Here is a 12,871-nt window from a genome sequence, read left to right as displayed (position 1 = left end):
CGACGTTTACGCCGTACATTTCACCAGACCGCGGTGATCAACTGGCGCGACACCGGCGTCAATACGCACTTTCGTTGTCACGCCATCCACACTGAAGCCCTCCATCTGATCAATATATGGCGTATCCACACCGTTGAGATAAGCCACTTCAATCGTATCGGAGCCTTTGGACGCAGCCAGGTAGAAAGTGGTCTGGCTGTTATCATCAAGACGAGGCTCTGCAATAACGGTCGCAAAATCTTTCACCGGGTTAATAATACCGGCGTTAATGTCAGCCCCCTTGACACTTGAGGAGCGAATGACCTGGTTAGCAACAGACTCCATCGCCGTCGGTACCAGTACGAACGCAGGACGAATATTCAGATGACGCTCCCCCTCTTTCTGAACGCGCATCAACTGGCGGGCTTTATCCAGCGATGCCACGTCCATTGCAGCGCTCTCCAGTACGTTTGCATGTTTCGCTTTATCGAACAGACTTACATTATCTGTGGAGATTTTCGGGTTAGACGTCAGAATGGCATAAACCAGATCGGCAATAGTGGATTTCGCCGCACGGCCCAGTTTCATCGGGACATCGGTCAGCATATTCAGATCATCATTGATAATGGCCTGACGGGTGATACTGAACAGCTCGCCATAGGTCGCCAGTGCAATAGTGGCCTGTTTATCTCCGGTGGTGACGTATTTATATTCCGCCCCTTCACGCACCTGACGCAGAGCACTGAAGCCCCCCATACCCACACGATGGGCAATTTTAAAATCAGACAACTGACCTTTCCGCGTCCACTGTTCATAGGTTTCAGGGGCATCTTCCCAGCCCTGCAAAATGGCTTTGTTCGCAACATCCAGCAGAATATTACCGAAGTCAGACGTACTGTGTGTGAACGCCGCACCGACCATCTGCATCGGGTTATAACTGGAAACCCCAATACCCCGTTCAGTCAGTGACATACGGGCATATTCACGCAGGGTCATCCCGTTGTAGACATTATCACGTTCGGTTTTTTCAAATCCGGCACGCGCCATCAGCGCCTGGCGGATCCCGTCCCCCACAAAATTACCGTTACCGGCATAAATATGAGCCGGGGTATTTTTATTGGATGGCGTGGACTCGCGCCCCATCTCGTTCAACAGCTTTTCGCGGGCCTGCTCCAGCGAACATTCAGGATCGGCAAGACACTGAGCCTGCAGTGTCTGATAACGCCCGCCAAACATGGCAAACAGATCATTAATACCGTTTACACGCGCTTTTTGCTCTGCCAGTACCTGCGCACGGATACTGTTTTCATCCACCACGGGTGCTGCTGCCTGCACTGGCGTCCGGGAGGCTGCAGGTTCATCATCCTGTACGCGTGGAGCACTGTTGCGTGGCGGAGTAATCATGTTTCGAATGGATTCCGGCATCTTTTTAAATTCCTCTGTACGTTTTGACTGAATACATGCCATTGCCTTAACGGCTGGCGTTACCTGATCAGCAAATCCATGTGCCAGACATTCGGCACCGGACATCCAGGTCTCATCCGCCAGCATGGCAGCAATTTCATCGGTGGTTTTCCCGGTTTTCTGTGCATAAGCGGGTAACAGAACCGCCTCAACCTTATCGAGCAGGTCGGCATAGGTGCGCATGTCCTCCGCATCACCGCCCGTAAAGCCAAATGGTTTATGAATCATCATGAAGGTGTTTTCCGGCATAATGACCGGGTTTCCCACCATCGCAATGACCGACGCCATTGACGCCGCCACACCGTCGACATAAACGGTAATGGACGCACCATGTGTTTTCAGCGCATTAAAAATGGCGATGCCTTCAAAGACATCGCCACCCGGTGAATTAATATGGAGATTAATGTGGGTGATATCGCCCAGTGCATTCAGATCACTGATAAACTGCTTCGCTGTAACACCCCAGAAACCAATCTCGTCATAAATATAAATATCCGCGTCACTCTGGTGACCAGCCTGCATCCTGAACCAGGAATTATTCTTCGGACTGGTCGTCGGTGTGCTGCGGCTCCTGTCGTTTCGTTGCGGCACTGCTGCCTCCTTTATCACTGGCCGGATCGGTATCAAATACCAGATCCAGCTTGCGGTTTTCATCAATTTCGGCCTTGCGCCGACGTTTGACATCATCCGGATTACGACCACCAGCACGTACCCAGTCTGATTCTGTCGCCGCTCCACCACGAATCTGGATTTTCCAGGCCTCAGCCTCCTTAACAGGGTCAATCCACGGCATCACCGGTCCGGAATACACCGCGGTATACAGTGAAGAACGGTCAAGATCGCGGGGTAGCCTGATAACACCGGATGCCACAGCCTGTTTCAGCCAGGCACGATACATCGGGCGGGTGACGGCACCAATAAACCAGTCCTGCAGGATCAGGTAGCCATCAGTAGACTCAACCAGTTCCTGACGCTGGGCGCTGTAAGTGCCGTTATAGTTGCGTGCCGTACTGGAAAAACTCAGACGACTGCCCGCCGCCACGGCACGCAACTGACCATTACGAAAAGTTTCAAGGTTAGGATTGGGACGATCCGACTTCACCATTCCGATTTCTTCGCCGGGTTTCAGATCGTCGTAAATAATGCCTGGCTGAATGGTAAGCTCGCGTTCATTCTCCTTGCTGCCATTACCATCCGGTTCATAGCTCTGCCCGTCGCCTTTCCGGATGTACATCCCCAGAGCAGCGGCGATCCTTGCTGCAGTCAGCTCATAATCTTCATAATCTTTCAGGGCACTGAGGCGGATCAGCACACCGGACAACAAAGACGTCCCGCGCATCTGGTGCAGACGGCGAACAAATTTAAGATGCAGCATTCGCTCTGCATCCACTTCTTTGGTTTCCATCTGCCGTCCGGATACGGGACGGCTTTTATACACCAGATATTTTTCGGGACGCCCCCAGTCATCAACAAACACGCCCTGATTCAGCCTGTTGCTCTCATCACTGGTCATGGGAATAAAGTCTGGCTCGAGCGCCTCCAGCCAGAAATGAACACCGGCAGAAGGCGTCAGGCTGTTTATGCGCCCGGAAACCATCTGGGCAAACACCTCACCATCGCGCAGCCAGGTACGCAGCATCAGACGTTCCAGCATCGGACGGGTAAACTGCCCGGTGACTTCCGGGCTGACAGACCATTCACTCCATCGGGTGCGAATCTCCGCTGCCAGATCACGGGCAATGGCCCCATTGCGTAATACCGGATGTGGCTCGACAATAATCCCGTTTTTCCCCACCACCCGTTCTTCCAGCTTGTCAAATACACCAATAACCAGATCGTGGTTGTTATCAAGGTAGCGGGCCTGCTCACGTAACGACACGGCCCCGTACTGGCTTAACTGGTCGGCAGTTCGGTTTTCCCGCCGGGCTTTGTGTGTCCGCGTCGTTTTTACGGCCTCATAAGCCTGGATCACCGCACGGGAACGCAGCCTTGCCGCTTTCCATCCTGGTGAAAAAACGCCAATCACATCATCAAGAATAGCCATCAGAACCTCGCCAGCCGGTACCCGGGATGCCCCCGTCGTCGTGTAATCAGAGCCGCAAGGCGGCGCTCCCACTCCTGCCGTCCCTGCCGGATCTCAGATAAGTTTTCCATGGTCATCTGCTGACCATTAAAGGTGACGGATTTTCCGTCCAGCACCGCCATTTCAGCTTCCGTATAACGCTGAATCATGGCTTCGATATCATTCTGGTTCATAACCATCCTCCGGAAGTCAGCCAGGGGTTAACATCGTCAGTTACTGTTTTCTTCCGTTTTTGTTTTTTAACAGGCGTGGATACCGGTTCCGGTGAGGGTGACGGTTCGGTACTGTCCGGGACACACTCCAGCCAGGTTTCCCGGCTCGCCCACTCCGGTGCATCCGGCCAGCGGATCTTTTCGTATCCATGCAGAATGACCAGAGCCTCGGCATACACCATCAGGTCAAAGGCTTCGTTGGCACCGCGACCCGGCTTACTCCATTTCCCGTCACTGCTCCGCTCTTCATACGTCAGTTCGTCGTAAAACCAGCTCCCCAGCCAGTCAGGGAAATGCACATAGCCTGGACCTGGCGAGTCACGCCATAACGCGTTATTCACCCGGTCTTTCAGGGCATCCGTCTGAAGAAGCCAGAGCGGCACATCACCTGCGGCCTGCGCCCGTCGGCCCGTTCGTCCGGTGTTATCAGGGAATGTACGGGTGATCAGTTTTGCGCGCCGGATGCTGTCGCCCTTAAACAGGTAAATACGTTTACCAAGTCCATCACGACGGCAACGACGCCAGAATTTATAGGCATTATCAGTGACCCCGTACTCACCGCCGGAGTCCACCGCCATTGCCATCAGTCGCATTTGTTGAGAAGGATCGGAGGCCAGCGGCCAGCTTTTATGAAAAACATCCGTCAGCAGGACATCCCAGTCTTCCGGATAGCTGGCCGGATCAATTCGCTGGCTCTCCCCGTCGCTGTCACCGCGCAATGACTGCGTGATGTTGTAACGATCAATAATCCAGCGTTCGCCACGGCTGCCATAGCCCGTTACCTGAACCACAAAACGGCGATGACGTCCCGCCTGCACATCCACTGTCGCCACAAGGAAATTAACGCCATCCGGCACACTGCGGGAAGGAACTGGCTCTGCCCGCTGCTCAAGCAGTTCACTTTTTCGTTGCTCCATGCTGGCGCGGGGAAGATAAGGTAATCCCCAGTCGGTATTGATAACCGTCTTGAGTGTTTCTTCACTTCCGGTTGTCTCGTATTCCTGTTCTGCAGTAAGCAGTTTGTAAACGAGTTGCGAGAGTGTCTGGTAAGCAGCTGCCGGACCCTCCATCCAGAATGACGCAATACGTGAGCGTCGGGGATCACCATAACGACTGCCATCCGCATTGATGGATTCACCATCCCGCAACCAGACCCCACGTCCGTTCAGCTCACGTTTTTGTTCAGGCATAATCCGTCCTGAACAGGAAGGACACTGAATATAAGCCGTCTCACTTGCCAGCACGGGATCGGCAATATCACGGAAACCAGCAACCACATCGCCGCAGGGCTGAAAATACTCACCACAGTGTGGACAGGGCCAGTACCAGCGACGGCGATCGCCACGGTTATAGAGCGACAGTATCCCCGTGGTTGGTGGAGCCTCATGCGGTGAAGTCCGTCGCCATTTCACATCCTTCACATCCCTGCCGGGGGAACTCTCCACCAGCGTCATACCACTGGACATAAATGTGGTGGTACGTTTTGAGGCAAGAGAGAAGGCATCCCCCTCGCCATCAATATCTTCCGGAAAACGGTCATAATCCGTCAGCGCCACGCATTTATAATCTGATGAGGACATGATATTGACTGACGGCCAGCCGATTTTCAGGTAGTTGCCAGCAAGGAATGTTCTGTCATAAACGTTGTTGTCATTTTTGTTCGGACTCAGGCGACTGACCACTTCCGGGCTGACGCGAAACGTTCTGGCAAGTCGTTTTTTGGAGTGTTCGCGGGCTTTTTCCTCCGTCATCTGAATGATCAGCATATCCGCAGGATCGCAAATCACGTTGTAAATCACCCAGCCGTCAATCAGGCCGATAGTCTTGCCAGTTCGTGCCGGGCCAACAAATATCACTGCGTCGTATTCACGCGAGGCCAGGCAGTTCATCGGCTCAATAACATACGGTGCCACCAGCGGATCCCACGGGACTGAGTTCCCGGCCCCCATGGGCACCCGCATATACTGAGCAACGGCATCAGCAACCAGCATTCGTCTCGGTGCGCGAAGGATATAACCTGAATCGGTTCGTGCTGCCTTTGCGGTTTCCTGATTCAGCATTACTCCTCCTGCTGTAATTCCTCCTCATCATCCGCACCTGCTTCGGTCACCCGCAGGGCTATCTGATCGCGCAGATCATCAATAATGGACTGAACACGGCTCACAGCGGCAGGCTGCAGGCCGCAGTCACGTTCCAGAATATCCGGTAATGTCTCCAGCACCTGCACGACCGCTTTTGCCCAGATGGCAAACTCCCGTCTGACATCACTGGCCGGAATGAGTTGTGCCGTTTCCTGTTCGAACTTAAGACGCTCACGTTCAGACTGATACCAGGCTTTGCGTTCATGTGGATCCATTTCGCCCTCAGCAACCGGCGGTGGTAACCCCATAAATTCAGTCAGAATATCGGTCAACCGGTATAGTTTGAGTTTGTCATGTCCACCAGCGGGACGAATGTTTTTCAGTCTTGCCACGACAGTCTGGCGGTGCAGACCAGATAAAGCCGCCAGTTGATTAATATTCAGCACCAGGTTTTTCAACTCATGATCCATATTTCCTCCGGAGAGCTTTAAACATGCATCGTGCGAACAACTTTAAGAAAACGCGTTCGATGTCGAACAAAAAACACTCAATTCGACATACAAAAAACAAATAACCATTAATAATCAATAAGATGCAAAGATGATGGTGGCCAATAAAAATGCAAAAACTAGCCTTTTTCCGCGACGCTCCCGCCCCGTGGCAGGCCACCCCACCGGGAGGACCCGTCAGCCTGACAGCTCTGACGAACGTCTGATACAACGCCTTGCATGAATGGCATCGGGATAATCCAGAAAGGCATAGCATCGTGCCCACAAGAATCTGTGTAAGTGTCCTGTTTCTTCCACCCCCGCACAGGACTGGCGAGCATGAGGGACAAACCCGCGAACCATAAACGCGGTAAAAACCCGGTGTGCATCGTTTTTGATTATTCCCGCACACTCGCGCAGAAGGAGTTCCCCGTCGGGCTACGGTCTCTGTTAATACGGGAATACGGCGACGATACAGCGCATGATGTGTCAGGCTTGAATACCTTTATCCGTTAAAAGGGATATCAGTTAAGCTATCCCGTGTAGGGTATAAGCCATTATCAAAGCCACTCTGTAGGGAGTGGCTTTTGTAATGGCAATAAAAAGCCCCGCGAATGCGAGGCTAAATCCTGGTATTTGTAATGACTGGCTCTTATCTCAACGCAGCCCCTTACCGCGCGCAAGATGCTCAATATCAAGCATCAGCAATGAGATGTTTAATCTGGATTCACTCCAGAAGTGATCACCATCCTGTCTACAGAGCCAGATGTGAAGGATGATGAGTAAAATTATCGCTATCATCGAAGGCATTGCGTCCTGATGTATTCCTGAAGCGTTCTCAGTGCTGTTTGGTCGCGGATAATTCCGTCCCGGATACCGAGAACGTTTCGTCCAGCAACTGGAGAGAGTTCGACGGTGGCATCATTGCCCATGCCGGAGGCGCTGGAGGTTTCGGCTGAGGATGGCACAGGGCATTTTCCTTTGACGAACACCCGACCACCATTATCAAGCTTGCGCCGAAGAGCATCATTTTCAGCTTTCGCATCAGCTAACTCCTTCGTGTATTTAGCATCGAGTGCATCAGCAGAACGCTGGCGCTGCTGCATGTCAGTAATGGTGGCGGTCGCCTGCTTCAGCTCACTGACTTTTTTATCTCGCTGTTCTTTGTAGGCGATGGCGTTATCACGGTAATGATTGACCGCCCACGACAGGCAGACGATGATGCAGATAACCAGAGCGGAGATAATCGCGGTTACTCTGCTCATACCTCAATCTCTCTGACCATTCCGCCAGCTTCTTTGAATTTTGCAATCAGGTTGTCAGCCTTATGCTCGAACTGACCATAACCAGCCCCCGGCAGTGAAGCCCAGATATTGCTGCAACGGTCGATTGCCTGACGGATATCACCGCGATCAATCATCGGTAAAGCGCCACGTTCTTTAATCTGCTGCAATGCCACTGCGTCCTGGCTTTTGGGGGAGAAGTCTTTCAGGCCAAGCTGCTTACGGTAAGCATCCCACCAGCGTGAAAGAAGCTGATAACGTCCGGCTGCTGTTGATTTGAGTTTGGGGTTTAGCGTGACAAGCTTGCGAGGGTGATCGGAGTAATCAGTAAATAGCTCTCCGCCTACAATGACGTCATAACCATGATTTCTGGTTTTCTGCCGTCCGTTATCCGTTCCTTCTGACCATGCCACCATATCCAGGAAAGCTTTACGCTGGGAATTTAGTGCCTGCATAAATTACTCCTTCGAGCTACCAAATTTGTTACCGATTACTCGCATTGCAGCCCCACGAATAGCATCGACACCGATCAGCCCCACGCCACCACCAATGGCAACAGAAAGCGATTTAGGCCATCCGACATACTCAAGAGCGGATGCAAAGGTCAGCGTCAGAGCGCCACATAGCAAAATCTCGAGCGTTTTTCGCTTCCAGCCACCACCACCGCCAAAATAGGCGATGCGCAAACCAGCCATAACGATCGACATAATCACTGCACCAAGCGGTGTGTCTCCACGCCACCAGCTCTGAAACAACTCCAGCCAGTCCGGCCATGTATTTGGGTTATGAGGCATTTCGTCATCTCTCACCTCGCGATATTTGCGGGTGCTGTGTTGGAAATAAAAAGGCCACGCAACGTGGCCACCAGAATTATTTCCCCACCAGTTCACTTACCTCTTTCACCGTCTGATTAAACCGCTCTGACTCAAGTTCAACACCTAACGCCTGACGCCCCAGCGCCATTGCCGCTTTTATTGTGGAACCGGATCCCATAAAGAAATCAGCAACCAGATCACCAGGTCTACTACTGGCATTGATTATTTGCCGGAGCATATCCGCCGGTTTCTCGCACGGATGTTTACCCGGGTAGAACTGAACGGGCTTATGCGTCCAGACATCGGTATAAGGCACGGAGACTGATACGGAGAAATAGCGCCGGAGAGATTTAAACTCATCCAGCAATTCAGAATATTTGCGATTCAGTGAATCATAAGATGCCACCAGCTGGTGGTGTGGTTGTTCCAGTTGTTGTTCCTGAAACTTCTCTGCCGCTATACGGGAAAACAGTGCCTGTAACTTCCGATAGTCAGCCTCATTCGGCAACTGCCACTGACTGGCACCAAACCAGTGGGAAACCATATTTTTCTTACCTGTGGCTTCGGCAATTTGTTTTGCCGTTATACCCAGTTCGGCACGAGCATCCCTGAAATACGATATCAGCGGTGCCATTATGTGCTGTTTGAGTTCCCTTTCTTTTGCCGCATAGCCGTCACTTTTGCCGCGATATGGCCCCTGGTAATGTTCAGCAAACAGAACGCGCTCTGTGGCAGGAAAATATGCGCGCAGACTTTCTTTATTACACCCATTCCAACGTCCGGACGGCTTCGCCCAGATGATATGGTTAAGCACGTTGAAACGTTCACGCATCATGATCTCAATATCAGATGCCAGGCGATGCCCACAGAACAGGTAAAGGCTTCCAGCAGGTTTTAACACCCGCCAGAACTGGGCCAGACAGTGATCCAGCCACTTAAGGTAATCTTCGTCCCCTTTCCACTGATTGTCCCAGCCGTTGGGTTTCACCTTGAAGTACGGCGGATCGGTAACAATCAGGTCAATGGAATCATCAGGCAGGGACTGAATAAAATGCAGGCAATCAGCGTTGATTAAATCAACACTGTTTATTTTTACAGTGTTTTTCATGGATCAGTAAGCGTAACTCTGGTAGGCTCACTCTGCTTTTGCGCTAAAGCAGTGGGCCGTGGTTCGCTTGTGACCAGTAAGCATGAGCGAATGGCTGGCAGGTGCTACCAACACCCACCAGCCGCCCATTTTCACAGCAGGAAACCGCCATTACTGGCAGCGTCTGAATTTATTCCCGTACCCGCCGTTACCCTTCGCCAGACCCGCCAGAACTAACTGGGTCAGTATTAACTGGCACCGGGCTTCGCTTACTCCGGTAGTTCTCGTCATCATGCGTGGCGTTACCCACTTGTCAGCAGGTAAGAAATGAAGGACTGCGGCGGCGGTTTCTGTCATATCTTGCTGTTTTAGCATGTCTTTTCCCCTTCTGGTTAACATGACATACCAATAACTCTTGTCTAAAAAGCCAGCAAGATAAAAAGTCAGTATTCACGACCACCAGCGTGTTTACTGTACTGCACCAAGTTTACAGGTACAAAAAAACCGCTCAGCGGCGGGTTTAAGTTGTGTGGCGAAGTAACCACTCTTAACAGCATATTTGATTTTTTACGATTGTAAACGGTTGATTATTCATCTCCAATAAAAATAATTGTGTGGGTATGCCCTTAACAATGGATAAGAAACATGAATAAAATGACTGTACTATTACTTAGCGCAACTATCATTTCAGGTTGTACTTCTTCCGTACCATTGATAAAGAAAACTCAATCAGGAAAACCTGAGGGGGTTTATCAAAATATGACAAAAGATAAAGTCAAAGATGCCCTTGTGAATTACTGCAATAGTAGAGGGTTGATAATTTACAACGCGGATAACAGCAGTGTTATATGTGGTAAAGAACTGGAAGGCGGCTCTGCTGTTTTTGGACAAATGTTAATCGGCAATGCCTATTCAACAACCCCGGTATCAAAAGTCAGATTTACTATCGCTCAAGTTAATAACGATACAAAAGTGTGGGCCGATATGTGGATGGAAACTCAAATGGCAATGGGGCAAGTACAACAAATGGCTATAACAGACAACGCAAGCAAAAACACTATCCAACAACGTCTTGATGAATTAAAACCTTAAGTAAATTAATTAAATAAAATGGGGAGAATAAATCGACTCCCCACACATTAAACTGATTCAATTACCCCCTCAATAAGAGGTCTTCTAACGATCCATCTCTAGCTCAATTTCTAACATCATTAACATGCCATCAACTACACCTTCAGCCTTTTGCAATAAACGCCCAACCCAGCAATCAGAACGCCCATGTTTACGGGCAAGCGCCATAAACGTCATACCACCTACATAATAATCCACTAATAAATCGTGCAAATCGCTGTTGTTCTTTTTCAGGCGAGCCATGCACCCACAAATGATCATCGCGTCATCGTCACAACATTGCGGGCGGGATTTTACTTTTGAAGGGATTAGTCCTTTAAATCCTGCAGCAATAGACGACCAGGTGACATCCTCGTGATTATTTGCCACCCATGCCCCCCAACGTTCAAGAACCATTTGAATATCACGCATCAACTTTCTCCACAAAATCAGGCCAGCACGCCAATTGCCAGCGCACGATCGATAAAACGAAATATCAGCTCCAGCTGGGAGCCATACTTCTCTTCAAATGCCACGGTATCCGCATGCAGCTCGTCGTGATGCTTTCTGCACAAAGGCAACACAAAGAGGTCATGCGCTTTTGTACCCATTCCACCCTGACCGTGACCTATCAGGTGGTGGGGATCATCAGCAGGCTTACCACAACATGCACACGGCTGTGTCTTAACCCAGCGCGTGTACTTTTCATTAACCCAGCGGCGACGTTTTGGGCGTAACATAAAAGACTCCGGCGACTCCGGATCCACTTTCAGCGCCAGCACCTTTTTCACTTTATCCTGGATGATGCTGGTGGCAGGAACCGAAGGCACAAGGTCACTTTCCCGGGTAACAGACGGCACAACAGGCTTCGGTAATCTCAGTGCCTTACGGGCTGCACTTTCCGGTAAGGCATCCGCCAGATCATTACGAATCAGCCACCAGCACAGTTCCGGCATTGTCACAACGTGACTATCATCAAAACCGAGATCCCGACGCACAACAGACAACACCCAGCGGGCACAGTTATCCGTTGCCATTGATTCCAGCCGTTCCGTGAACTGATCGCGCAGCTGGTTATCGCAGTGCCAGCACAGACGGATTGCGCCCGGAGCGTGTCGCATTGTGGTCATGTTCTCGCTGTGCCAGTCGGAATGAGGCCACTGGCAGCCTTTTTCACGAAGTAACCAGCTTTCAAGACATTCCACGCCACCAGCACGACGGATCACTGCCTCATTGCGGAACACGGCCTGAACGGCAGGATCATCCGCCAGCGGTTGTGATGCCGCCGGAACGGCACCACTGGCGAAAGATGAATAACGTTCCGGCTCAGGCTCCAGCAGGACACGCCCCTGCATAAACAGGGGCATCAGCTCTGAACCTGGTCTGAACAATACGATCCCCATACGCGGGGCAATTTCAGGGGTCAGTAGTGCTCTCACGGTCACCTCAATGAACGGTATCGAGCAGCTTTAACAGCTCAGGGAATCGGGATTCGAAGAAATGCGGCTGCGTCTCGCGCGGATTTGCGGGGCTGGTGATGTTCTTACCGAACATGCAGCCTTTCGCCGTCAGCGACCAGAATTTTTTGATGTTGTTAATCGCGGTACGGCTGTATCGTTCACGTTGTTCAACGATCCCCAGCTTCGCCATCTGGTGATATGCCTGATTAGCTGTCAGGCGGATACCATACTGCTTCAGCAGTGCACTCAGTGACAGCGTGGGGCGGCTTGAGCCATCAGGCGCGTCAGCAGGAGCATCAATGGCATAGCGCGGTGCCAGATTCGGTAAGCCAACAGCCTCCTGGAGTTTCTGACAGGCACCAAGCACTGAAGAGTTAGACAGGTTTAATTCCCGGCGCATAAAGTCCAGCAGAATCACACCAGCCTGCATCTTGTCAGCAGCCTGTCCGGATAATTTTTCCGGTGCGCTGGTTACCATGTCGAAAGTACGGATCACCTTCAGATGGAATGACGGGCTGATCCACATTGCATAGGCATACACCAGTTCCTTGCAGACATACGTTCCCCGTTCATTTCCCCCATGAATCACACTCACCGGGTCAACACCCAAATTCTGGGTGTTGGTCAATTCATGAACAAGCTCAACAGTTTGTTGGCTGGAAAGAAACTTTCCTGGCTCCTTGGTTCTGGCATTTGCACCAGATGCTACTGCTGCGCGATGCAGATCGTTCAGGCTGTAACGCCCATAAGCATCACGACGAACTTCAATACCATCAATGACCATCAGATTATTCATACTTCGTTTCTCC

15 protein-coding genes are annotated in these 12,871 nt (G+C 51.2%); 1 reads left to right on the top strand and 14 read right to left on the bottom strand.

Translation table 11 applies throughout. The annotated features are described in order from the left end of the window. Positions 1 to 6 precede the first annotated feature (6 nt). From A7589_RS00455 to A7589_RS23130, 11 genes are all read right to left on the bottom strand, one after another. Positions 7 to 2,034 (bottom strand): ClpP-like prohead protease/major capsid protein fusion protein, encoded by a 2,028-nt coding sequence (locus tag A7589_RS00455; RefSeq protein WP_001360054.1) that lies wholly within the window; start codon positions 2,032 to 2,034, stop codon positions 7 to 9. Further along, complete coding sequence (locus A7589_RS00450; RefSeq protein WP_023147435.1) at positions 1,979 to 3,487, bottom strand: phage portal protein; 1,509 nt, start codon at positions 3,485 to 3,487, stop codon at positions 1,979 to 1,981. The genes A7589_RS00455 and A7589_RS00450 overlap by 56 nt, the downstream gene beginning before the upstream one ends. Further along, positions 3,487 to 3,699: a DUF6148 family protein gene (locus A7589_RS00445; RefSeq protein WP_001072975.1), complete on the bottom strand. Its 213-nt coding sequence runs from the start codon at positions 3,697 to 3,699 to the stop codon at positions 3,487 to 3,489. Before A7589_RS00445 ends, A7589_RS00450 begins: the two co-directional genes overlap by 1 nt. Continuing rightward, a complete protein-coding gene (locus tag A7589_RS00440; protein WP_108188679.1) occupies positions 3,696 to 5,798 on the bottom strand; it encodes a phage terminase large subunit family protein in 2,103 nt (700 codons plus the stop codon). The genes A7589_RS00445 and A7589_RS00440 overlap by 4 nt, the downstream gene beginning before the upstream one ends. After that, positions 5,798 to 6,289 (bottom strand): DUF1441 family protein, encoded by a 492-nt coding sequence (locus tag A7589_RS00435; protein WP_000349509.1) that lies wholly within the window; start codon positions 6,287 to 6,289, stop codon positions 5,798 to 5,800. The genes A7589_RS00440 and A7589_RS00435 overlap by 1 nt, the downstream gene beginning before the upstream one ends. 675 nt (positions 6,290 to 6,964) lie before the next feature. After that, the gene (locus A7589_RS00425; protein ID WP_001139675.1) at positions 6,965 to 7,117 is read right to left on the bottom strand and encodes a hypothetical protein; all 153 of its coding nucleotides are present in this window, start codon (positions 7,115 to 7,117) and stop codon (positions 6,965 to 6,967) included. Continuing rightward, positions 7,105 to 7,572 (bottom strand): lysis protein, encoded by a 468-nt coding sequence (locus A7589_RS00420; RefSeq protein ID WP_001341210.1) that lies wholly within the window; start codon positions 7,570 to 7,572, stop codon positions 7,105 to 7,107. The genes A7589_RS00425 and A7589_RS00420 overlap by 13 nt, the downstream gene beginning before the upstream one ends. Continuing rightward, complete coding sequence (locus A7589_RS00415) at positions 7,569 to 8,045, bottom strand: glycoside hydrolase family 24 protein (RefSeq protein ID WP_096965598.1); 477 nt, start codon at positions 8,043 to 8,045, stop codon at positions 7,569 to 7,571. Before A7589_RS00415 ends, A7589_RS00420 begins: the two co-directional genes overlap by 4 nt. A gap of 3 nt (positions 8,046 to 8,048) precedes the next feature. Then, complete coding sequence (locus A7589_RS00410; protein WP_001120502.1) at positions 8,049 to 8,384, bottom strand: phage holin, lambda family; 336 nt, start codon at positions 8,382 to 8,384, stop codon at positions 8,049 to 8,051. Between the two features lie 76 nt (positions 8,385 to 8,460). Beyond that, positions 8,461 to 9,513: a DNA-methyltransferase gene (locus A7589_RS00405; RefSeq protein WP_096965597.1), complete on the bottom strand. Its 1,053-nt coding sequence runs from the start codon at positions 9,511 to 9,513 to the stop codon at positions 8,461 to 8,463. Positions 9,514 to 9,663: 150 nt separating this feature from the next. Then, a complete protein-coding gene (locus A7589_RS23130; protein ID WP_063268626.1) occupies positions 9,664 to 9,867 on the bottom strand; it encodes a hypothetical protein in 204 nt (67 codons plus the stop codon). A 270-nt stretch (positions 9,868 to 10,137) separates the two neighbouring features. On the opposite strand from A7589_RS23130, the gene A7589_RS00395 reads away from it, so the two are divergent. Continuing rightward, complete coding sequence (locus A7589_RS00395; protein ID WP_089591643.1) at positions 10,138 to 10,584, top strand: hypothetical protein; 447 nt, start codon at positions 10,138 to 10,140, stop codon at positions 10,582 to 10,584. 84 nt (positions 10,585 to 10,668) lie between these two features. Here A7589_RS00395 and A7589_RS00390 read toward each other — a convergent pair whose 3' ends face one another. Genes A7589_RS00390 through A7589_RS00380 form a run of 3 tightly spaced genes read right to left on the bottom strand, consistent with a single transcriptional unit; the run spans position 10,669 to position 12,858 of the window. Further along, complete coding sequence (locus tag A7589_RS00390; protein ID WP_001204819.1) at positions 10,669 to 11,034, bottom strand: antiterminator Q family protein; 366 nt, start codon at positions 11,032 to 11,034, stop codon at positions 10,669 to 10,671. Between the two features lie 17 nt (positions 11,035 to 11,051). Continuing rightward, positions 11,052 to 12,041 (bottom strand): DUF968 domain-containing protein, encoded by a 990-nt coding sequence (locus tag A7589_RS00385; protein WP_024201531.1) that lies wholly within the window; start codon positions 12,039 to 12,041, stop codon positions 11,052 to 11,054. 7 nt (positions 12,042 to 12,048) lie between these two features. Further along, a complete protein-coding gene (locus A7589_RS00380; protein ID WP_001061444.1) occupies positions 12,049 to 12,858 on the bottom strand; it encodes a KilA-N domain-containing protein in 810 nt (269 codons plus the stop codon). Between the last annotated feature and the right edge of the window lie 13 nt (positions 12,859 to 12,871).

Source organism: Escherichia sp. MOD1-EC6475 (assembly GCF_003046645.1).
Classification (GTDB): Bacteria; Pseudomonadota; Gammaproteobacteria; order Enterobacterales; family Enterobacteriaceae; genus Escherichia; species Escherichia ruysiae.
Note: the sequence above shows the minus strand (reverse complement) of the source record. Positions and strands in the feature narration are given on the sequence as shown.